Source organism: Pseudomonas sp. W5-36 (assembly GCF_046540455.1).
GTDB classification, from domain to species: domain Bacteria; phylum Pseudomonadota; class Gammaproteobacteria; order Pseudomonadales; family Pseudomonadaceae; genus Aquipseudomonas; species Aquipseudomonas graminis_B.
On record NZ_JAXCIQ010000006.1, the window covers coordinates 72,234 to 93,849 of the forward strand.

A 21,616-nucleotide genomic window follows, 5' to 3' on the forward strand; every position below is an offset into this window, starting at 1 on the left:
ATGAAGATCCAGTGCCTAGGCATTGGTAAAAACTAGCAGCAGAGTCGCCGTGTCGAGTCTTTGCACAAGGACGCAAAGTGATCATTCAAAAATCCGTAACCATAGACAGCATTGAAGACCTGTTAACCACAGAGTCGATGCATGATTCTGTACGTATTCCGCTTAATACCAGCTACGGTGGAATATTTGGTATCGAAGCTGCCTTGGCGCAGCTAATAATTACTTGGGCGAAAAGAGGCGATGAAAAGCTCCTACACCTGCATTGTGATGAAAATGATTGGGCATCACATGTTGCGACGTTGGGTCGATCTAGCGCCGGCCTCGCAGCCTTGGTAATGTGCAGTAAAGTCGCTACAACTGCTCATGCCGAAATCGAGAAAAGCGATGCTTTGCTGACACTGCTACCAATGATTCAGGCAATGTACGATGGCGCTTTGAAGGAAACTAGTAACGTTAGGGGCGCACGCCCCACTGTCATCAATCTTTTTAGCATCAATAATGCACGCCGTGAGTATATCAAACCGTTTTACGCTGGTGGTGTGGAGCCCAAAGTACATCCTAGTGACACATTCGAGGGGATAATCGACAAGGCGTCCGATTTGATGCAAACCCGAGCGGACAGGCGTGCTTTGATGAAGCATGGTCTGGCCTCATTGGGGAGTGTGATCTATGAGCTCATATCGAATGCTGACCAGCATGCAACAACCGATCTCATAGGGACTAAATATAAAAAAGGATTGCGCGGCCTGACTATAAAATCGGTCAAGGTACAGCGAAGCCAACTTAAAGATAAGTTTTCCGGCAGGGCTTCCATCTTTGAGCGGTTTATCGCAAACAATATGACTGGTGGTGATACCCTCGATCTATTGGAAGTTTCTGTTATAGATAGCGGCCCTGGTATGGCGCGCAGGTGGTTATCGCATAAATACGGAAGAATCATTGACGATTTATCAGCCATAACCATTGAGGAAGAGCTAGCAGCAACCATGGAATGTTTTGAGAAACATGTGACATCAAAAGATGATGAGGTCTCTGGTATGGGACTTCACCGAGCCACCAAAGCCATGAATGACCTCCGAGCATTTGTACGACTCCGTACAGGAAGGCTGTCTCTTCAACAGACCTTCAGCGGGAAGCCTCAAACTGCAAAATTTGCCCCTAAGCCATGGAAAGCGGATGGAACACTGTCGGCGGTGGAAGGAACTGTCTTCACTATATGCATCCCGGTGAACTAAATGACAGACCTTCTCGACTTTGAAATTTGCCTAAATGATGGTTTGCCGTCCGCTGCCAATATCGTAGTCTTTTTCAGTGGGCCAGACCAAGTCACAGCTGAACAAATCACTCACGCGCTACAGGTGCGGCTGCAGCAGTACGTGCTTCCCGACCATGTTCTGTTTTTGACTCCTGATGTTTTCCGGGCGCAGATCAAAGAAGACCTCAAGAAAGACAAATCGGATATCTCGATCGCCTTGCAGCGGAAAGGCCGATCCTCCAATATCAAATATGGTTTTGGATTTTTCAGTTATGATGGAAAGCTCTCAAGTCATGAGATTTATGATGGCATTGATAAAGACCTAAGTAAGCTTATAGTTAATTCATTCGATGCAATACTGAGCGTCGGTCTCAAAAGCTTGGCAACTAAATGCAAGGTGTTGGAAAGAGCACCATCCGGTTTCTTATTTTCGAAGCCATCGTCTCGCGCTGCCAACTATTTTATAAGGGCGGAATCTTTATTAGCAGAAGCAACCAACTCGCATTTCATCGCACTTGCGTGTCTGAAGTATGTGGCGCCGGCAGAGCTTTCCGCTGCACCTAAAGTAATATATCTAGACACAATTTCGTTTCTTCCTGTCGCCTTGTCGATAAAGTTATTTCTGTACACCTTCGGCAAAACTAGCCCTCTTTCCATTCGATCATTCAAGTCCTATGAAGGTTTAGCTGGCTGCGCCCCATCGGGCAGCGTCGCGCTGTGTCTAATCTCGGCATCGACCAACTGCGGTCTAGCCGAGAAATGGTATGAGGACAATGGATTTGATGCTTCAAAAATAATTACCGTCCTGTCGTTTCTGAAAACATCGCCGTATTGCTCGATCGTGATGCCGTTGGAAATACCCCACGATTTCAGTACAAGTGACGGCTCCGACGCCCGTCCATTAATACGAATACAGGGTGAGCGCTTTGTCGCTCAGCATTCCGAGACACAACTCCTCAACATTTCCGTCAAGCATGCCCATGATACTTTGCAAGATCGGTTTTCAAGGTACGTCGGCAAAGGATTCTTTGGATGCTATGGCCAGGGGCTAACTGGCAACCGGAGAACGGTTTGGATAGACCGATCGAAGCTGGCTGCGGACGCCCAGTTTAAGGAGTGGCTAAGCGACTGCGTCATTGAGGAGGTTTCGTTATCGACCAACACAATTATCTATGACGATGATCCCGCCAGTTCGGCAATGGCAGCGCTTGCTAAATCATTGCTGGAGGCATATGGGCTCACGATCGTACGTTTTCTCAGCTTTGAAGAGCTGGAAGATTTAGATACGTTCGTTGGCGGAGCACTGATCTTAACCGCTGCCGCGGAGAGAGGATCTCGGCTCCTGAGCGTAAGCCGTCGATTAAGGAGCAATCAAGAAAGTGGAACACGAGTGTATTTGGTCGGGGCACTCTTGGGCCGATCATATGACCAGATGGCAGAGCTGTATTCCAACTTGACCCAGCCATCCAGCGGCGCTAAGCGTTACACGGTTAAGAGCTATTTCGAGTTTCCAGTCTCCAACCCGCTTTGTAACCGGCACTGGGAGGACGAAGATCTCCTACTGTCGAGGATTATTAGCCAAACTTCGCGGCCGCCCGTCTTTGTGGTCGAGCGGGCCAAGCAGCTAAAGGTCACGGGCGACGCTGGTCTCACTCAGTCTGCATTTTGGCCCTCCAGCCAAACGGGCAAGCCGATGGCGATCACCAAAGGTTTTGCCTTTGTAGACGGTACAACTGATGTGAAATCTAGTTCCAGTGTTGAGGTATTTTTGACGATCAACTGGGTACTGCAGAATGCCAGACAGTCCGCTAAGCTCGGGGAGGGTAAAAAGCTGGCCTCAATCGAGCTTCAGCAGGTCTTGCTTTCCCCGGAAGTCTTCTCACGCTACGACGACGGAATCATTCAAACTGCTTTTCTCCGGGCGGCTCATCCGGCAGAGCTGGATTACCGAGAGCACGAAGGCTACAGCTTGGCGATGGCTGACATCATTCGTCGCATCGTCCGGGGCTACGGGTATCCGCGCGGGGAGGCAGCGCTTGAATTCATTATTGCATTGTGCATTGGGAAGATCACCCTCCATTCGGCAGTCGCAGGTAACGTCAACGACTTTATCTGCACTCACATGGCATCGCGGCTAGAGGGAATACACACTCTGTTCACCAAGGATTCAGAGTCGCTTTAGTATTAGAAGTCTTTGCAGCGTGTGATTTTCTCGCCGCTGCAAACGCTATTTCTTCTTAAGACTTTCACGATATTAGTTCGGCGCAATCACCGATGGTAGATGCTTTCGGTTTCCCGACAGGGCTGCTGATGACCAGCCGAGTCGGCCCACTTTCATGTACTGAAAACCTGTTCCATAACGGTCGTAGTTGATGCCTATCCCATCGCGGCTGCGCATACTGTGGCGAGTTACAAACGACCTTATGAGCGCCCACCGTTTGAGCGTCTCCGTTATTTCGATATCGCTGACAAAGGGCGGCAGGCGCGCGCGTTGTAGAACTTAGAATTTTAAAACATAAGGTTCGCGCCCACCCGACGCGATCGCCAGAACACCGAATGTGCTCGGGCGGCTTTGGCAGTAAGCTGCGGGGCGTCTGCATTAGTCCTTGGAGGCGGCGCGTCCTTGATCACGATTGGGAACCAGAGCTGAGGTGGAATCGGAAGTCGGCTATGGCGGCAAGCCATAACCAATAGCGGCCAATGCCCTAAGCGAATAGCAGAGAGGCGCGTATAGTCACTCTCTGCAGAGCATTCTTTCTCCAGGATCTTTCTCGCTGCCTCGCCGTCACCCGTGATGGGTATGTCACAAAGCGCCAACCCATGCGGCGGTCTGCTGAGATACAAGAGAGCTTCAGTATCAGGCCCGGACATCCACAGTTGCTGATTGCAATGCTTCATTTCGTTTCGTACGAATTGAGCAAATCGGCCGCTAGACGCTGTTTCGCCATCCAAAGTGGCCCAGAGCAACATGATCGGTATGAGAACGCTGCCCTTGGTGTGCTGCGTCCGATACTCATCAGTCCTGGCATGGGGGTGCCGTATCAGCTCCTGGTAGTTGCCGTGGATGGTGGGGTACTGATGATGCCTGGTGAAATTGAAGTGGTAGTAGGTCAGAAGCTCATCGCTGTAATCCCGCGCATAGCTGCGCCACTCCCTCATCGTCGATAGAAACATCAAAGCGCAAGTAATCTCGATAACTTGCTCGTCGGCTACAGGGGAGAGCAAAGCTCGATTGTTCTTGATGAGCGCAGCGATGTGGAAAGCGAGCTTGGTGGCCTCTTCTGGCACCTCGGATGCGCCAAGGACTCGCAGCCCATTGCCGTCCAGGTGATGCCACAGAATCCAAAGCCCCCTCACGGCGATGCGACCTAGAATCTCAAACAGCTTCAGGTTGATGTCGATAAGGCTGTGGGAGTTGACAGAGCAGGCCAGTGCATCTCGTCTTGCTGCGAGCGGGAGGATTTTCTCCTCCATCAGCTCGGCCCAAATCTTTGTGTGCAGATCCAGCAGCTCGTTGAAGGTCAGGCCGATGTGGGTGTGCCCGATCGAAGCAGCCTCGATATCATCTTTGACTAGCTCCCAAGCTCGCAGAATGACCAGCTCACTGGCTCTGTAGGGGGCCTCGAGATTGTCTTGCGTACGAGCCCAGACGAACAGCACCGAGAGGCAGATGTACATTTGTCGCAGCGTGGCGAGTCGTTGCACGGGGTCTTGGTTGCCAGCCTCCACGAGCCCTTCAATGAGTGCGGTGAAATGCTGAACGGAGACATCAGGCTCGTCGAGCATCGCAATGGACTTTTGGAACCTCGACTGAAGGCTCTTGCTCACGTGCTGATGCTGCAGCAAACCGTCGGCGAGCAAGCCCGCCAGGTAGTCGCCGTTCCATACCTGGAATGAGATCCTGTCAGTGGTTTCTTTTTCGATCATTCCTGTCAGGTTGTCTCTCACCGCCTCTTTCACACTGCCTCCGAAGCACAGGCAGATGACGACTTTCATTGACTCGTACTGCGTGGGAATCCGCTTGGTGATATAGACGTCAAGGATTTCGTTGATTGAACTGCGGACACCTTGAGGGATGGCTTCCCACTCGCCACGTGTGAGATCACCCTGCTTGATGGTGAACAAGTAGAGTTTCTGCTCGCCGTCTTTCTCGGGGCTTACGGCGGCAACGTCGACGCCGTACTGGCGTGGGCCTGTTGAAGGACGGGAGATCACGTTGAAGCCCATCTCACTCAAAAGATCAGGCAGAACGACATCCAATTCATTGCGTTCACGAAGCGAGGCGAGGTACTCGCGGAAGACCAGTTTCATCGCGTGCGCTCCACATACAAGAAATTGAGGTTCTGGATCTCTAGGGTGGAGGGTTCCAGAACAGACTGCCGTGGAATCTGGAAGATGTGTTGAACAGTGGCGAGGGATTGCTCGATACGACGCATTGGCCCCGTATCACCGTCCGCCATGTTTTGCGGAGGTGGGAACGCCGGCACCCAGCTGGCCATTCTGGTGCCGTACAGTAAGACTTGCTCGCTGACCAGGTCAGCCATGATTGAGGACGCGCGAGCTTCCACCATGTCATTTTGCATCTGCTCATTGCGTCGATGGTGCTCCAACTGACGCTGGCGCTCCGAAGGTTGCAATTCGCGGATGTGCGCATCCCCTAGGCCTCGCAGATACTTATGCAGCTCCTGCAGTGCACGCTGGACAGCCGGTGATGCCGAATCGGTGGTGCTTTCCGCGATCTCGTCCAGATAGTCTGACTTCAGCCCTGAATAGTTAATCAGCACTGGATCGAACAACAGCCTCTCCAGCTCACCCAAGGTGGCGCCGGATGCGTTACGCATGAGACTGACAATCAGGGACGCAATAAAGAGGGGCTTTGAGAAAAAGGTGCCGAGCGCTTTGCGTGCGATGAACAGGTAATCGCTTTCAGGTATATCCAGTGCCTGACTGAAATCAAATGTGAATACTCGACCTTCACTGGCTGCAAACAGGCCACGCCTGAGTGCCAGGGCTAGTCTCAGTGAGTCAAATTGCAGCCAGCGAACCACCCATCTGTCCAAGACAATAGCATCCCTGCTCTCAAGCTCATGCAGAACTGAGGTGAAGCCAGTAAATGGTACGGTGGAGTCACCGAGGATGAGCTTTTCAATCAACTCCTGAGCCTCCGAAACGTCGCCTCTGCGAATCATCCCAGCCAAGACGATATCCAGTAGCTTAACGACTTCATCCTCAGGCTGACCTGATGACACGAGCGCAAGGAGATCCTGACGGACTTGGGGGCTGTAAACGTTGGCGGTACCCATCAACGCAAGGCCTATCGCTTTTTTTGCCGCCAAAGTGATTGGGCAGGCGGCTTGCTCGATGAGTCTATATGTCGATCGTTCGAGTTCAGCAGGAGTATCTTGTTGCCAGGCCAATGCCAGGGCGAGGAGAGCGTCTCGCACGGACGGTTCAGCCTCACGGTTGATCAAAGCCAAGATGGTTTCGACTAGATCAACGCAGCTGCTGCGCACCTCTGCAGACAAATTACAGAGTGCCCTGGCTGCTTGGGCGCGCTGAAGGGCGTTCCCCTGTTCGAGAAACTCCAAAGCCTGCGCCAGATAGAAATCTGGATCTGCCTGCAGTCCGGCACTGATACATGCCTGGACGCAGTGGAATCGTTGAGAAAGTGGGGCGTCCGACTTGATCAGCTGCAGCAGGTCGAGGAGGCGATCTGGTGAAGCCTGGCACCATTTCATTATCTCGCCGTACGATGAGTAGCTGAGCATAGGGTCATCGTGAGGAACCACCCCTGCCATCAGTTCAAGCAACTCATCGCAGTTGGTCGAGATGGAGCCCAGCGCCGGCAGGAATATCTCGATACCCAGATAAATCTCGTCGTGGGAAAAACGAGACGGTTCCGGCAGGGGGAGCAGGGAGTGCAGATCGATATCAGTCGCTTGATGTGCGTCGATCAAGGCCTGGGAAAACGGCGCGCTGTCGTGCCGCCAGCTGTCCTTGAAAATCAAATCAAGCAGTGTGCCTTCTTTGGCGGCTACAACGATCTCATCACGTGACGGGGTAGTCATCTCAGTTCCTTCCAAGCAATCCATTGCTCAGCCGCAGCCGAGCTTGGTAGTACGCCCGATATTACACCTCTGCAGATAAGGGGCGAGTGGCCAGCACATGCACCCAATTGCTGGCTGTTATCCGCATTCGACGTGACTGCGGATGTGGTCGTTGAATACGACGGCCAATACCAGAAAGTCAAAGCCGTGAAAGCACAGGTGATGTTGACTGAAGGTGCCGCCTGGGGGGATTACACCAAGGCGTCGAGGCGCTTAGGGCCGGTATACCCAGCGTCGGAAGAAGACCAAAAGCTAAATGTTGCTAGTCCCAGGGAGGTGGTCGTCGCCATCTGGTGAAACTTTCCTCCCCGTCGTCTAGGGGTGTATCCGGAACTCAAAGGGTAGTGGCCGCAATATTGTCTTCAGCGGCTCGGGTGAAGCTCTGACATAGTGAGTTTCGGTTCGAGCATAGCGCGAGTTCGATAATGAGCTACGCCCTGTACCCTAAGACCTCATCGATTAATCTTCAACCCGGTGCCAGTGCCGCCGAACAGTGGATTCAGCCATGTTCAGCCGCCGCGCGATCTCAGCTTGGGTGTGGCCGGCCTCTTTCAACTCAAGCACGGCCTCCCGCGCCTTGGCGGCGTTCGACACGCGTGGGTGAGAGCGCTTTTTAGGTGCGCTCTCTACGACCTTGTCGATCAATCCTTGCTGGACGAGCTCTTCTTTAGCAAGGATTAACACTTCAGCGGGAGTCAATTGCGAATGAGCCGAATACACAAGCGTCATGAAAGCTACGGGATGCATTTCGAGTGATTTGCAGAGGTCGTGCAAGGTGTCGGTGCTGACCGATGTGCCTGCAGATTCGAGCAAGCTGATGTGGGACTGGGTGACGCTGCCTTCGAAGTCTGATTGAGACATTCCGCGAGCGCGACGGATTAGCTGCAGCGCTGACGCGAGAGCTGTGCGTAAAGACATTTTCCCCATCCGTTCAAAACGGAAGGGTATGCCGCGTTTGCCTAACGCCATTCAAACCTATATATTCATTTTAGCTGGCGCATTTGGTTGTTTTTGTGGCGAACACAATTCTGCACACGCTGCGATGAGGCCTGCGTGGTGATGGGTAGACTCATAAGAACCAGCCCACGGAATCAATATAGCCCTAAACCCTGAGTAACCTGGAGGCGTCATCACGCAGTCTGGCGAGAGGAGGGGTTGGCCGCCTCAGTCACGGCAAGCGTGCTCGGGAAGGGCGCTTGTCTAGATTGCGGTCGGGGTGGCCGCCCCCAAATTGATCGCGCGACATGACCTGGGCACCAAGAGCGCCCGTGACTCCTAAACAAGTGAGCCCAGCACAATGCCTGTGCTGCGGAGACGTTGATGAAAGTATTGATCTACTCAGATTTGCATAACGAATTTGACCGTTTTTCTCCACCACCAGTGGAAGTCGATCTGGTAGTGCTCGCTGGCGATATTGATTTGCTGGCCCGAGGTGTCGGCTGGGCGAACGAAACGTTCAAATCTGAGGTGATCTATTGCGCGGGCAACCACGAATTTTACAAGGGCCACATCGACCGCACGCGCGAAAAGATGAAAGCAGCCGCCGCCGGCCATGTGCACGTCCTTGAGAACGAAGTCCGGACGGTTGGCGATGTCCGTTTCCTCGTGGCGACTGGGTGGACTGACTTCACGAGCACCGGAGATGTCGTCGCGGCATCCAGCATTTGCGCCCGTGATATGAACGACTTTCGGCTGATACGCGCAGGTAGCGGATATCGACGCCTGAGACCGGTAGACGTTATTGAGAGGAATCACGCCACGAAAGAGTTTCTCACCCAAGAACTCGAAAAGCCATTTAACGGCAAAACCGTAGTCGTCAGCCATCACTGTCCGCTGCGTGAGGCAGCAGGGGACGAGCACGATGGGCACATCAGTGCGGCTTATTACAACAATTGGTACGGGCTGGTGGATAAAGCTGATGTTTGGATTTTTGGACACACCCACAAAGCGATCGATACCGTCTTTGGAAATTGTCGAGTGATCTCCAACCCTAGGGGCTACCCGCTTGAAGAAACCGGGTTCGAGCCCGCAAAAATCCTGGAGGTTTGATGTGTCGAAACCTGGAAAGAAGATCATGCAAAAAGCTGCTTCGATACCTCCAGCTGTTCTTGCTGCAAGCAACGAGCAATGGGGTGTATTGATTGACGCCTACCTATTTGATTCCGTCCCTGTGGAAAACCGCTTTGCAGCCACCGCGTACTTTGACCGCTCAGGCACCATTGAGGATGGGTCAACAGTCGCCACGCCTCCTGTAAGAGTCGTTGATCGTCGAGAGAGCTTTGTATTGCTCCAGACTTCATGCGGAAGCGATTACTACGTTATCGCCGCGAGTAGGTCGGACGGGACTGAACTGTGAGCTATCGAGATGAGGTGCCGAGCCCGGTGATCGAAGCCGCCCAGATCGAGTTTGATCTACCGATCACTGCGATTCTGTACCTGCCAGAGATTGAGGGATTCAGCTTGGTTGGAAACATTTTCAATGACTCGCGCGGACAGTTCGCGGATTGGCGACTCATTCGCACATCAACGGTCGTCGAGTTTTCTGAATGTTCGGGTTACACCATCGCTTCGACCTTTTCGGGAAGCCGTTACGCACTCGTATCGTCTAAAGGCGCTGAGGTTCAGACGCTTCTAGGAGGTAGCCTCTTTGAGCTTTCCAGTCATTGAAAGAGACGAGTAGCTCAGTGGTGTTGAGCCAAGTTCTAAAGCGTTTGGACGTTGGATTCACCCCATTGCATCCAGGGGAGCGCGGGCGGGGCGCATGGCGGCACCCTTCAGCAGAGAGGTGGACTTACGATCTGAGCACATAGAAACCATCCTGAACGACCTGGGAGGTATTGTTTCATGCAAGACTTTGACTTCACGCAGATGATTGGGCTTAGCGAAGTAATGTGCGGTGCTCAGATGGGGTTGCAGGAGGCGATTGCGATCACTGAAGAACGCTTTCCCGGTATCAGCTTTTGCATTTTAGGAGAGTGGGCATGGGTCGATTTCGATGCACCTGATCTCGTAATCGATGAGCTGTCTACACAGGGTAAGAAGCCAGCAATGCTGCTCGCTTTTCGGGTGCTATTCGATAGCACAGCCCATAACACTTCTCACTGGTTTCGGTCGACGCCGCTGATCAAGTTCTCGGACGGTATGTTCTTCCAGACTGAGGGCAAACTGTACGTGCTCCTAGGCAATGGCCGAAAGACATTGATGCCCCTCTCGACCTTGGTAAGGGTGTTTTGAATGTGCAATTCGCTGACGTCTGCGAGCTGCGTCCTGGCTAACGATGGGGGGCTGGGAGACCTGAGGCTGAGACGCCAGATGAAATCGAGGCTTTGCCCATGACCAGCTCAGCGGTTGATGGAGTTATTTTCGACGCATTCGGGACAGTTCTGCGCATTGGCCAGCGGACAAACCCGTACCGGAATCTTCTACGAGAAGGACGCCGGCAAGGCTTGGCGCTCGCGCCTGACAGCATCCGGATTGCGATGACAACGAACCATTCTATCTACGAGATTGCTTCGCATCTGGGCATCCACCTCACGCGGGTCAAACGCGAAGAACTGAGCAGTGTGTTGGAGCGCGAGCTCTCGTCCATTCAGGCATTCCCAGATGCCATAACCGCTATCGCGCTTCTGCAACAGGCAGGCGTAAAGGTCGGGATTTGTTCTAACCTGGCTTCCCCCTATGGCCCTGTCGTCCGAGAAATTTTTCCGCAACTCAACGGTTACGCTTTCAGCTTTGAGCTAGGGGTCATGAAGCCTGCGCCGGCAATCTACCACTCAATTTGTAGCCAAATGGAGGTCGAACCCGGGCACCATTTCAGTAGTGAACACGGACGCGTATTGATGATCGGTGACTCTGAAAAATGCGACCAGTATGGCCCGAGGTTGATCGGGGTAATGGGGCTTCATCTAGATCGTAGCGGTCGGGGGCCGATCAATGACCTTCAGCAATTCGCCGAGCTGGTCATAGACAAGAATCGCCAATTCGAGTCGGGTCGTTGATGGACAACGCATTGAAGAATATCAGGCACGTCGAGATTGAAACCGTTAGTGACGTCGTGGGCGACATTTCTTGATTGAAGCGACACCGGATCTCGTGAGGGTCACGGATGTAGCTGAAGTAATGGCTGTCACACGACAAAACATGTGTAAGTTGGTGACTAACCATCCTAACCCCCAGTGCCAGTGCATGAAGGTAGCTCAACCATTACGTCCATAAACTGTCCTAAGACATAGCGGAACAGACCACCCGATAGCTTTAACCGGTGAAGCTTCTGGCCAGTCTGGTTGTCCTCCCTGCGTAGTCGAAAGCTGTAGGCAGTGAGGGTGGGGCAGCCTCGGAACTCTGTGGCCACCAGTCTCGACGGTATGAATTCTTAGGCCCTTTATTCATTGGCTAAATTGCCAATGGCAAAAGCTGCCCCCAGGGCAGCTTTTGCCAGCGGCAAGCTATTTTTTTGGCGGTTTGCTTGGCTTTAGGTCGGGGTTATTACGCGGCGTATCTTTGTTGTCGCGGCGCCGTTGATCGACTTTGCCGGTCGATTCGGCGATGGGCTTTGGGCCTGGTTTCAGTGGCATGGGGATATTCCTTGATGTGGAAAATTGAGGGGGGATGAAGCAGACGATTTGTTGCTTCAGCTGGATCTTCCAACAGGCATGAGACGGCTTTGGATAACTGCATTCTTACAGCTAGCTCGTTGGTCAGGCATACGTCAATCCGCCACATAGCTTGCTTAGATATCCACGACCGCGGGCGAAGGTATTAGCACACCATGTAGTGGTAAAGGATCCGCCTAGGCACAACATATAGCTTGTAGATCCTTTCTGCAAGGCCCAAACGGGAGATTGTGATACTACCGTTCGTCGGCAATATCATATTTTTTTCCACCCCCCCCACTTGAAAATTTTTAAACGAGACGGAGTTCTTATATTTGAGAGCAAAAGAAAAGCAGTGGTAGTCCTGACACCTCCATACAGCAGGATGCCGGCGGTTTGGCTTATGCTTTTTAGGCTTTTGCCTTGCTTGTGATCTTGCTTCTCCTGTGCTGGATTGAACGCCTGCCGCAGCGGCATAGCAGTGCAGGGCAGGGGGATCGGCGTTCGGCGGCGAAGCCGACGCTTGCTCCTTGACTTCAAACAACAATCTCAAAAAACAAAAAATTTCCATCGCCTGGCAAAGCACTGAATCGGGTCAGTGCGCCTAAAATTTGAGGAGATGGAAATTGAATTATCGTTTGGAGTTGGAGATTTGGAGAAGGGTGCAACGAAGCCTGACCAAGGATGGATTTGTCATGCTGCTTTCTCAGGCTATTCGCACCTATAGGCGGCCTCCAGGACACTTCCCGCTTGATCGGCTTCATGCTGGAGATGTCGACGAAGGAGGCGTAGAGGCGCTTAGCATCGCCTTCGGTAGTAGCGAGACCCCAGCCGGAATAGCTACGGATGGTTACGTCTCGCTACGGGCGCCGCTAAGAGCACTTCTTTACCGAGTTCTGCAGCGTCACGTCATTGCGCATTGCTTGGCATCGGACGCGGTTGTCGACAATCGTCTCGCCGGCGATTTGGGAATTTGATTGGGGGGCTACCTAGTGCGTTCGGCAACGGATGGCCTGCGCCATGGCCGAAGGCGGCTCACGCCGCCCTCGGGAAAATATGCAGCTGAACGTGAGTGATAGGCCCGAGCTTTTGCAGCTCTGCCGCATAATAGTGTTCCCGATCCATCTCCATCTCGATTTTTCTTTTCCGGCAGCAAGTCCGCCAGAACAGGCTTTGGGTTCGGTCTGGCTATCAGTGCAGCCTTTTACACACCCTGCCTGTATCGACAGGCGATCTGGATAATTGCCAATCGCACGGGGCTCTTTCAGGTTTCACATTCGAAGACTGCTTTTTTGAGACCCAAGACATGCTGTACATCCTTGCGGGACGAGGAAGCCGAACGTTTGCAAGCAAACCAACTGTCTCCGCATTGGCGGATCTCTGCGGTTCGGAGCTCTGAACAAGGATGCGAACTGATGTACTACAATCTTGCGTGAGGGGTATCCCCAGCCTTTTTTCGAGCCTAGCGTTCCGTGAAATTGAGTGACTGCCATCTACTGGATGCCCTGTGCGATTCGCTCCAAAAGTACTCAGATAATCACCCTCAGGTGCCGAGAATATCAGTAACGCGAGTGGAGGAGAAATGGGGTGAGCTTCGGTTCGATTTCAACGGCGGCGACAGCTACTGCCGATAGATGACAGATAGGGCGGTAGCGGCATCGCTGAAGATTTGCGAGGTCTGCGGCAGCGGTGGCGATCGTATCTTAAAATGGTGGGTTAGCGTGCGTTGCCCTAACCATGTGGAATCGTCGCCAGTAGCGGATTGCTCTGATGAGCCAGAGCTATGGACGCCGCCGGGCTAATATGGGGGGCGCAGGCCCCGGCCCTGCTAGAGAGTTAATCGTGGTAGTACCTCGCGTACTCCGGCAATGGGCTATCACCAAAACGGAGCTTTTTTTGGCTGCGCTTCAACAGCGCTGTAGCGTATCGTCGCCTTCTGCTTCCTTGGAGCACGGCCAAAGGCACTAGCAGCCAAGGAAGTGACAGAACCCATGCCAAGATCTTTTGCTCTTGGATAGTATTTTTCACATATCCTTCTTTGTTATCTAACATGACGTAGCAGATTACTTTCTTATCCCACTCGTCCATCCCTTGTGTAGCTCTTATTTCCAGCATGCAGTTTCCAGGGTTCAACTTCCAGGCATTTGCTGCATGAAAATAATTCGGAAGGTATGATGTAAACGAGAATGCTTCACTTTCAGTTATCCAGAACCATTGCCCGGTTTGGTTTACTTTGAATAATGCTGCGTTAGGCGTGTGGATAACGAAGAAAATTCCAATTGCAACAAATGCCGACAGTCCTGAGATAGTTTTAAGAAATCTAGGTCTTGGAATGTTGAAACTTTGCTCGGTAGGATTCAGGTAGGGGCGCGCTTTCCTAAGCTCATCCAGGCGAATCGCAGAACGCTCTGCCCATGCGATCAGCTTGTCCATCGCATAGGGTGTTTTAACGTTCAGCTTGAACCTGAAGTTGAAGTAGTGAAGGTCAAGTTCTTGCTGTTGGTGTTTTTTTAGTTTTTCGTGATTGAAAGTGTGCTTGCTGCTAATCAAGTCGGATAGCCGGCTTTTAATTATAAACAGTGATTCCGTAATCACGCACAAGTACACAATGTACAACGCTGACATGGCAGCGACAAAGAATGGGGCGATTTTTTGCAGCTTGTCTATAGAGACTGATATAGGGTCAAAAAGTTGCGGATCCATTACTTGTCCTATTGAATGCTTTACTAATTCGGCCATCCTCTCCTGGAGATGACCTCTGCTTCGTCCCCTCAAGCAAACTCGTAACGCTCCTGCTGGATCTTCGAGCACCTGTAGAGCCAGAGGCAGTCGGGGTCGATGCGGAAGACTACATTGACTTCACAGAAATCACTTCCACGTAGCGATATTTCTTCTTGGCCACCTTGACCGCTTCCTGCTCAGCCAGCAGGGAGCTCAAGGTGTCGGCCTCGTGGATCAGCTCGTAGGTTTTGCCCTCAAACTCGTTGGTGACCTGCATCGTCACACGCAGCCGCGGGGTGTACGCCTTTGTGGACTTCTTTTTGGGCTGGGGCTTCACCGCTTGCGCGCGCGCGACGTCTGGGATCGACGTCGATGAAGCTAGCGCAGTTACTTTTGGAGCCGGAGCGGGGCTGCCGAAGAGCGCTCTACGCATCTCTTCTTCGGTCAAATCTGTATTCATCAGCTTTCTCGTAGGCGATATGTTTCTGGCGAGATTCTACCATTTCAAAATGACTCGGCTGCTTGGCCTTTGCGGATTGCCACTCCTCCATTCAGCCATGACTCATCTATCCACTGAGCGGTCGGTGAAGTCAGCATTATTCCGGGATATCTGAAAGATATACTGACGCAAAGGCCGATGCAGCGGGCAAATGAGATTGCGGAGTTGCTGCTTCAAGGTTGGCAGCATCCCACATTATGCTATGGGTAGAGAGCGCCTCAGAGTTTCCAGATCTTGTATAGCAGTCTTGAAGCTAGGCAAAATCAACATGTTACCGTTTGAGATCTGCCATTCGTAAAAGTCAGAAAAGTCCCCTTTGGCCAGTGCTCTGACTACTTTTGTGACGAAGCCGTGCGCTACAAGCAGAACAGTTTTCGAGGGGTATTCTGATTCCAGCTCAGCCAAGCCGTCTCGCACTCGTTTCACAACGTCAGAGATCGTCTCACCACCGGTGGGCCCAGCATCCCAGAGTCGAGTGATGTTCTGCGACCAGAGTTGCGGATAGCGCTTCTCGGCCTCTCCTTGGGTCAGGCCCTCGAAAACGCCGACATCCCGCTCTCTGAAGCAGTCTATTATTTCAGGAGAGAGCTTCAGGCGTTCGTTCAGAACACTCGCGGTTTGTACCGCCCTGAGGCGCGGAGAAACCACGAGCACATCAAGGCTTGCGGGCAACTGCTCGCAAAGCCTATGAGCTTGCAGGCGGCCCAGCGCTGTAAGCTCTGGATCAAGAGATCCAAGGTATCGATGTTCGGCATTAGCCCAGGTTTCACCATGTCGCACGATGTATAAATGCATGAAATCCGTCTCAGCGAAAAAAAGGATAGATTGTACCTTTCCGTCGCCGTTGAACTCACCAAGACCGGGGTTTGGGGCAGGCGTGTTCACCAGACGCTCACGATTTCCAGGGCTTAGGAGTGACCTTTCCGAAGATCTGCCTAAAAACAGCTTCCGGGCAGCGCTGCTTTCAACTGCTACATTCACGCTTTTCTTGGCAGGCCGTTTTCATGCACATCAATCCTGATGACTTCCTACAGACGGACAGGGGCCGCATTATTAATGCTGAGCTAAATAGACTGGCTTGGCAAAGAGCTCACATTGCCCTATCAGAGGCTTTGCTAGTGACTCCAAAGCCTTGTCGTTTGTATTTGTTGATAGGCGCTCAGGGTGCAGGAAAAAGCACTTGGGCCAAATCGACGCTTTTAGTTGAGCCTGGCGCTGTAATCTTCGATGCCATCCTGGTTCAGCGCTGCGAGCGTGAATCGCTCATACAGGCCGCCAAGAAGCATGGGGTTGATGTGGTAGCTATTTGGTTCACGACTTCGCTGGGAGACTGTTTGGCCCGTAATCAATTGCGTCCTGATGATGAGATCGTTCCTGAGAATGCCATTAGAAACGTTTTTAAAGCACTTCAGCCTCCACGCTTGAGCGAGGGTTTCACCGAAATCCTAGTCGTAGATGCACAGGCTAGCGCGAATGCTCATGCTTCTAAAGACTGAATTGACTTCGAGGTGTACGACAACAGCTCGGCGATCTCGCTAGCCCGCCAGTACGTCCTTCAATTAGGCATGCGGATTATGGCCTTTGAGCGTAGGCGTAGGGCGAACCCACCTTGAGTGATCTGTCAAAGGATTGCATGCCATCGTGCAGACAATGTAATTTGCACCTGCAGGGGTTACTTTCAAATAGGTACATCGCTTAACTGGAGCTATATGGACGAGCTAAAGGTTTTAGGAAATGCCCACTGGATAGTGACTCATCGACGAGATGCACGTTACGACGGATACTTGATAATATCATCCGAAGAGCCGGCTTCAGAACTCAGCGATTTAAGCGACGATGCCCTGTCATCTCTAGGTTTGATAATGAGAGCACTGGATCGTCTGCTTACGAAGGTGTACGAGCCCTACACAGTGGTGTTTTATAAATTAGGGTTCTCTCGTGGTTTCAACGTACATTTTCATGTCGCCCCTATCTCGGAAAATTTGCTAATAGAGATATCAAAACATCCCGACTATTCCGACAACCCTGATGGTAACGACGCGATTATTTTTTTAAGTCGTGAATATTGCGAGAGACCCCCCCTCTCCGCTGACGAGTCTGAAAAGCAGCTTTCTGCGGTTCGGCTGCTGAGGGCTTCGTTGACTAAGCCACAGCCCGTGTAGTCAGGAACGCGCACTCATGCGGCAGTGACTGATCGATCCCACTCGCCCGCTGCGTCGGTAGACGAATGAGGACGTCTTATAAGTAGGCATTCGGGTCACGACCATTGAGCCGCGCACACTGGGTCAAGCTCATGATGGCCGCCGCGCGTTTGCCCCTGCGCAGCGACCCAGCAAACTAATCGACTTCCCTTCAGACCTTCTTTAAAGCATGAATCTAAATCTTGGTGATTCATTGAGCATGGAGCTGGCGAGCAGGACGATTTTGCTCAGTCCTATTCGTGATGTGGATACACAGCCCTAAGGCAGGTATCGACCAATAGGAGAGGGTTATGCCAAAAGCAGAGCAGCCTCCGCCGGTTGAATCCTTGCATCTAAGCGTCAGATTCTTTTTTTGCCAGCCTGATCGCTGTAGTCATATGCGGTACAGCGTAGGCCTTGTACCAATAATGCATCCCTTCAATAGCTTTCTTAGCTGGCGCCGTGTCGGCTGCTCCAACCAATTCCGCACAAGCCTGAGCCATTGAGACAAGAAGGCGGGCTGCTTCGGGAATGTAGGGAAGGTTATTTCCAGCTTCATGACGCTCACGAATGATCTGGTAGCGAATGTTTTCCGGCAGCGTCCACGCACTGATCAAAAACTCCTGAACGGAGTAGTGGACGCCATTGATTTCCACGGTCGCGGAGCGATGTTCTTCACTGAGCCCTGCTCTTTCGATCTGCTCGCAGCTATCGATGACAGTGCTCATCATTTCTCGAATTTGTTGCCAATCAGTACTCATTTGCGCTCCTCTCAATCAGCCATTCTGCAGGATACGTCGAGTGTGCTTCTACGGGTAGGTGAAAGGCGGCTTCTGGCCGATAGCTGTCAGTAGGGGCCATGCGAGCGTAGGATGAGGGCTCTCCCAGACATCGAAGCCTTTTCCCTAATGACTCAATCCGTGCGGACAGTCATGAAGTGCTAGGATCCAGGTGATGGTGGCGGAGACGTCATCATCGATCTCCCACCGGATGTCGTCGCAGCAATAAACGTCGGTTTGGGTGATTCCTTGAGCATCGGATTGGTTAACGGGGCGATAGTCAGAACGATTCGCGAGGCGAATACCCAGTCCTGAGGCAGCTCTCGGCCAATATCGGCCGGGTGCGATCGAGGTCGATATTCTAAGTGAAAGCCTTTTCGTAAAAACTAAATGATTAGAAAAAGGTTAGCCATGGAAAGCGATAACGCCACAGACTCCCACCGCGGTAAAACAATCGCTAACGCCTTTCCGCCCTACCTGAAAATGGAGGCAGATTGTCTGAGCTTGGTCATAGGCGATACCAAATGTGCTGATCATCGAGGCGTAGAGGTCACAACAGACAAAAACCGGGTGGTCGTTCCATACCGAATCCACCATGAGGGCAGCGAGCAGGATGGTAAGTCTCTGAGCCGGACGCAAAGCATCATGTACTCGTGCCTATTGACCAGGCATCACAATGGCTATGTGCGCCAGCGCCAACTTGAACGCATCCTCCCGGTCTACGAACCTTGGGTTGTTCCATTCGTTGTTCAGCTCACTGGCGAGTATGTGATCGAGATACTCGACACGTGCGAATCCCACTTTTCCCTGCTTGACCCTTTGCTTTATGGCTCCTTCATCAGAGACAACCCGAAGTATTTTCAGGCCACACGCGACCGAATGATCAGCTACTGGGATTGCTACTATCGGAGGCTATACAAGCGGAAACCTGACTATGTCGGGTTCAGGCTGTTCGACCGATTCCAAGACTTTGCATCTCGCCTGTAAAACTGAACCGCCCCCCCGGCCTAACCATCGCTGAGCGTCTGCAATGGGTCGATATCGGCCGCTGCTCACCACGTCGTCTCCTAATTGTACGAAAACGATCCTTCCGGACACTCCACACACGGCGTATTGAGCAGGAGCGGGTATTGGGTAGAAGCCTTCATTGCGACGATGCAAGACGATGCACGATAACCCGGTATCGGGCTTTAGCTGACCGGTTACGTTCAAACACGAGGAATGAGACATGGAATATCGGATTCAGATTGCTTCGGACGTGATCCGTGATGGCCTGGGACTAGAGCTTATTAACGCCACCAATCAAGTATGCGCCGAGGTCTTCAGGTGTGATTCTGATAACACATTGAAAATTTCGCTATTCGCTGAGGATCTGCCATTCGTACAGGTTGAAAATTTGGTGCTGATCGCCCGAGAAGAATTGGTTCGCTACGAGGACGGCACACCCTTGCCCTCTGCTATCCCTCTCCAAAGCTCATAGACAGAAGCCTTCAGATAGTCCTTCCCCGACGAACCTACCAACCATTGCCTGCCTCCTGGTGCCGAAAGGGATCCCTTTCGACATCAGATGGTCTGCAACGGGCTTTAGGGATCGCCGGGGAGGGGCTGCTACCGACTCAAAGCGGCTATTCAACTGCATCTCCATACAGGTGCGTGAGACCTCGGCCCACTGCTACCGTACTGGTGCGTATGTCAGCCAACTCAATCAATGCGGTTTAGCTTTACGCTTAGTAAAAGGCCTTACGCTCAGGAGGCGTGGATGAACAGAAATTTTCTTGGTATTGCGTGGGCGGGGCTCTATGCAGCCGATCTGACTGCGCTGGTCGGTTTCTATGTCGAAAGGGTAGGCCTTCCTATAGTGGAAAACGGCGATGGCTATTGCATGCTGGATGTCGGCGGCGGCGCAATTTTTGAGTTGTGGGCCGATGGCGCGCGCGCTCGTCATCGAAAGACGCCGGCAGAGCAGTCAGTGATCATCGCATTCGCGGTACTTTCATTGGAGTCTGCTATGGAGGACTTGAGCAACCGGGGGCTTCAGCCAGACTCCGAAGTGGGTACATACGGCAACAGTCGTTGGGTCTATTACTCAGACCCAGAAGGCAACAGGTTTGAGCTCAAAGAAACATTGGATGCTGCCCTCACTTAGTTGAGAACGGCTTCGCCAATGGCTCGCGACCATAGTAGATCAACACGTTGAAGACATTCCGCATTTGCGCCGTAAGTCAGCAGTGGCAGCGCTTCGGCAAGCCGAAGCCAGCGAAATGATGTGTGCTCCGCTGACAGGACAGGATCTTCCATACCCGAAATATCCGCAGTAAAGACGCGCTCTTCTACTTGCTGAGGCTCCGCACCATAGTGCTTTCGCCATTGCTCCTTGATCGGATATTGGTGACTGAATCCAGAGTAGATAGGCGGACTGATGCGCAGTGCAGTTTCTTCGAATACTTCGCGAACTGCCGCGTCCTGGAAGCTCTCCTGATCTTCAAGTGCGCCCGAAATGCCCTGAAAAAACGCCGGCAAGCCTAGATCATCTCGTGGGGCTCGCTGGAAGATCAGATACTGGCGTTCGCCTCCCACAGAGCGGGTCAGAAATACGTGAACTGAATAAGCACGTCGCATTGGCCTTCCTTTGCAAATGATCGATGGGCGAACGCGCGTTTACCTTTGCCAGGTTTTGGATCACTCACCTGTGCAGGAGTGCAGCCTTTGTGCGCCGGGACGTTGAGAATAATTAGCCTGATCTGGGTAAGATGACTTAGGCAGATCGCCCGCTCAAACATCACTTTCCGGGCTCAATATTTTCAAAAGTGTGTGGCGACCCCATGGCCCGCAGTATCCCGGAAGATGCGCAACGATCCTGTAACCGCAGCGTTTATATAAGTCAGCCGCGCCGTCATCGAGGGTCTCAATAAGTGCTTCCCGGCAACCACGCGCCAGAGCCAGCGCCTCAAGGCGGTGCAAAAGCTTAGTGCCGAGTTTCTGCCCCCGCCAAGCTGCGTCTACCCACAGGTAATTGATGAATAGGCGGCCGAATTCGGTACGGCCGGTGACGCCGCCTATCAAGACTCCATCTTCCAGCACTGTGCAAGCGATAGGGTTCGCCACGCCGCCTTGCTCACGGGACAAGTTCTGGCCGTGTTTTATGACGCCATCAGAGACGGCTTGCAGATGCTGTTCGTAAATGCCGTCGGATGTTTGCCAATCCTTCATGTCAGCCTCCCTATGCCAAGTGTACCAGCATCACATGCAAGTGCCGTTCCCTATATGTATCTATACAATATTTCGGCGGAGATGAACGGCCAATCCATCACGAATCTGCTGGAGGTCAGGTCTGGAGTTGATCGGGGTTGGCAGGATTTGAGGGCGGGGAGAATTGAGACGCCATAAGCGGAATCGCCGGCCGATTTCAGCCAAACTTAAAATACTGAGACATTCTCGGTTCGGTATGCGACGACTTACGATTTACCCCCTGTAAATTTTTTT

21 protein-coding genes and 1 pseudogene are annotated in these 21,616 nt (G+C 52.4%); 12 read left to right on the forward strand and 10 right to left on the reverse strand.

What is annotated here, in order from left to right:
• Window positions 1–77: 77 nt before the first annotated feature.
• Both SLW74_RS12830 and SLW74_RS12835 read left to right on the forward strand, forming a co-directional pair.
• Window positions 78–1,235, forward strand: a complete 1,158-nt coding sequence (locus tag SLW74_RS12830) for an ATP-binding protein (RefSeq protein ID WP_410929092.1) — start codon at window positions 78–80, stop codon at window positions 1,233–1,235.
• Window positions 1,236–3,437, forward strand: coding sequence for a hypothetical protein (locus SLW74_RS12835; protein WP_410929093.1), 2,202 nt, complete (start codon window positions 1,236–1,238; stop codon window positions 3,435–3,437).
• Between the two features lie 326 nt (window positions 3,438–3,763).
• Here the strand turns inward: SLW74_RS12835 and SLW74_RS12840 are convergent, their stop codons facing one another.
• The 3 genes from SLW74_RS12840 to SLW74_RS12850 all read right to left on the reverse strand — a co-directional run bounded on the left by SLW74_RS12840 (window position 3,764) and on the right by SLW74_RS12850 (window position 8,280).
• Window positions 3,764–5,566 carry a chemotaxis protein gene (locus SLW74_RS12840; RefSeq protein WP_410929094.1) on the reverse strand — a complete coding sequence of 601 codons (1,803 nt, stop codon included), beginning with the start codon at window positions 5,564–5,566 and terminating at the stop codon, window positions 3,764–3,766.
• Complete coding sequence (locus SLW74_RS12845) at window positions 5,563–7,323, reverse strand: hypothetical protein (RefSeq protein ID WP_410929095.1); 1,761 nt, start codon at window positions 7,321–7,323, stop codon at window positions 5,563–5,565. Before SLW74_RS12845 ends, SLW74_RS12840 begins: the two co-directional genes overlap by 4 nt.
• A 498-nt stretch (window positions 7,324–7,821) precedes the next feature.
• Window positions 7,822–8,280 (reverse strand): sigma factor-like helix-turn-helix DNA-binding protein, encoded by a 459-nt coding sequence (locus SLW74_RS12850; protein ID WP_410929096.1) that lies wholly within the window; start codon window positions 8,278–8,280, stop codon window positions 7,822–7,824.
• 402 nt (window positions 8,281–8,682) lie between these two features.
• Between SLW74_RS12850 and SLW74_RS12855 the strand changes: the two genes are divergently transcribed.
• The 5 genes from SLW74_RS12855 (at window position 8,683) to SLW74_RS12875 (ending at window position 11,360) form a co-directional block, all read left to right on the forward strand.
• Window positions 8,683–9,411 (forward strand): metallophosphoesterase, encoded by a 729-nt coding sequence (locus SLW74_RS12855; protein WP_410929097.1) that lies wholly within the window; start codon window positions 8,683–8,685, stop codon window positions 9,409–9,411.
• Window positions 9,412–9,436: 25 nt separating this feature from the next.
• On the forward strand, window positions 9,437–9,718 hold the full coding sequence (locus tag SLW74_RS12860) for a hypothetical protein (RefSeq protein ID WP_410929098.1): 282 nt from the start codon (window positions 9,437–9,439) through the stop codon (window positions 9,716–9,718).
• A complete protein-coding gene (locus SLW74_RS12865) occupies window positions 9,715–10,029 on the forward strand; it encodes a hypothetical protein (RefSeq protein ID WP_410929099.1) in 315 nt (104 codons plus the stop codon). Before SLW74_RS12860 ends, SLW74_RS12865 begins: the two co-directional genes overlap by 4 nt.
• Before the next feature lie 177 nt (window positions 10,030–10,206).
• Entirely contained in the window at window positions 10,207–10,596 is a 390-nt protein-coding gene (locus SLW74_RS12870; RefSeq protein WP_410929100.1) for a DUF6957 family protein, read from the forward strand.
• Window positions 10,597–10,694: 98 nt separating this feature from the next.
• Window positions 10,695–11,360: an HAD family hydrolase gene (locus tag SLW74_RS12875; RefSeq protein ID WP_410929101.1), complete on the forward strand. Its 666-nt coding sequence runs from the start codon at window positions 10,695–10,697 to the stop codon at window positions 11,358–11,360.
• Between the two features lie 2,430 nt (window positions 11,361–13,790).
• Here SLW74_RS12875 and SLW74_RS12880 read toward each other — a convergent pair.
• From SLW74_RS12880 to SLW74_RS12890, 3 genes are all read right to left on the reverse strand, one after another.
• Entirely contained in the window at window positions 13,791–14,693 is a 903-nt protein-coding gene (locus SLW74_RS12880; protein ID WP_410929102.1) for a DUF6216 family protein, read from the reverse strand.
• 109 nt (window positions 14,694–14,802) lie between these two features.
• Complete coding sequence (locus tag SLW74_RS12885; protein WP_410929103.1) at window positions 14,803–15,135, reverse strand: hypothetical protein; 333 nt, start codon at window positions 15,133–15,135, stop codon at window positions 14,803–14,805.
• A gap of 234 nt (window positions 15,136–15,369) precedes the next feature.
• Window positions 15,370–16,059 carry a histidine phosphatase family protein gene (locus SLW74_RS12890; RefSeq protein ID WP_410929104.1) on the reverse strand — a complete coding sequence of 230 codons (690 nt, stop codon included), beginning with the start codon at window positions 16,057–16,059 and terminating at the stop codon, window positions 15,370–15,372.
• Window positions 16,060–16,178: 119 nt separating this feature from the next.
• Between SLW74_RS12890 and SLW74_RS12895 the strand changes: the two genes are divergently transcribed.
• Together SLW74_RS12895 and SLW74_RS12900 are read left to right on the forward strand one after the other, a co-directional pair.
• On the forward strand, window positions 16,179–16,670 hold the full coding sequence (locus SLW74_RS12895) for an AAA family ATPase (RefSeq protein ID WP_410929105.1): 492 nt from the start codon (window positions 16,179–16,181) through the stop codon (window positions 16,668–16,670).
• A 213-nt stretch (window positions 16,671–16,883) separates the two neighbouring features.
• A complete protein-coding gene (locus tag SLW74_RS12900) occupies window positions 16,884–17,336 on the forward strand; it encodes a hypothetical protein (protein WP_410929106.1) in 453 nt (150 codons plus the stop codon).
• Here SLW74_RS12900 and SLW74_RS12905 read toward each other — a convergent pair.
• Both SLW74_RS12905 and SLW74_RS12910 read right to left on the reverse strand, forming a co-directional pair.
• A pseudogene (locus tag SLW74_RS12905) lies at window positions 17,317–17,511 on the reverse strand (transposase domain-containing protein); the annotation flags it as partial. The gene SLW74_RS12900 and the pseudogene SLW74_RS12905 sit on opposite strands and share 20 nt — an antisense overlap.
• Before the next feature lie 196 nt (window positions 17,512–17,707).
• Window positions 17,708–18,115 carry a hypothetical protein gene (locus tag SLW74_RS12910; protein WP_410929107.1) on the reverse strand — a complete coding sequence of 136 codons (408 nt, stop codon included), beginning with the start codon at window positions 18,113–18,115 and terminating at the stop codon, window positions 17,708–17,710.
• Between the two features lie 429 nt (window positions 18,116–18,544).
• Between SLW74_RS12910 and SLW74_RS12915 the strand changes: the two genes are divergently transcribed.
• From SLW74_RS12915 to SLW74_RS12925, 3 genes are all read left to right on the forward strand, one after another.
• The gene (locus SLW74_RS12915) at window positions 18,545–19,120 is read left to right on the forward strand and encodes a hypothetical protein (RefSeq protein WP_410929108.1); all 576 of its coding nucleotides are present in this window, start codon (window positions 18,545–18,547) and stop codon (window positions 19,118–19,120) included.
• Window positions 19,121–19,361: 241 nt separating this feature from the next.
• Complete coding sequence (locus SLW74_RS12920; protein ID WP_265385574.1) at window positions 19,362–19,613, forward strand: hypothetical protein; 252 nt, start codon at window positions 19,362–19,364, stop codon at window positions 19,611–19,613.
• A 279-nt stretch (window positions 19,614–19,892) separates the two neighbouring features.
• Complete coding sequence (locus SLW74_RS12925) at window positions 19,893–20,279, forward strand: VOC family protein (protein WP_410929109.1); 387 nt, start codon at window positions 19,893–19,895, stop codon at window positions 20,277–20,279.
• On the opposite strand, the gene SLW74_RS12930 is transcribed toward SLW74_RS12925, so the two are convergent.
• Entirely contained in the window at window positions 20,276–20,752 is a 477-nt protein-coding gene (locus tag SLW74_RS12930; RefSeq protein WP_265385572.1) for an NUDIX hydrolase, read from the reverse strand. The genes SLW74_RS12925 and SLW74_RS12930 overlap by 4 nt on opposite strands.
• A gap of 153 nt (window positions 20,753–20,905) precedes the next feature.
• Window positions 20,906–21,343 carry a GNAT family N-acetyltransferase gene (locus tag SLW74_RS12935; RefSeq protein WP_410929110.1) on the reverse strand — a complete coding sequence of 146 codons (438 nt, stop codon included), beginning with the start codon at window positions 21,341–21,343 and terminating at the stop codon, window positions 20,906–20,908.
• Between the last annotated feature and the right edge of the window lie 273 nt (window positions 21,344–21,616).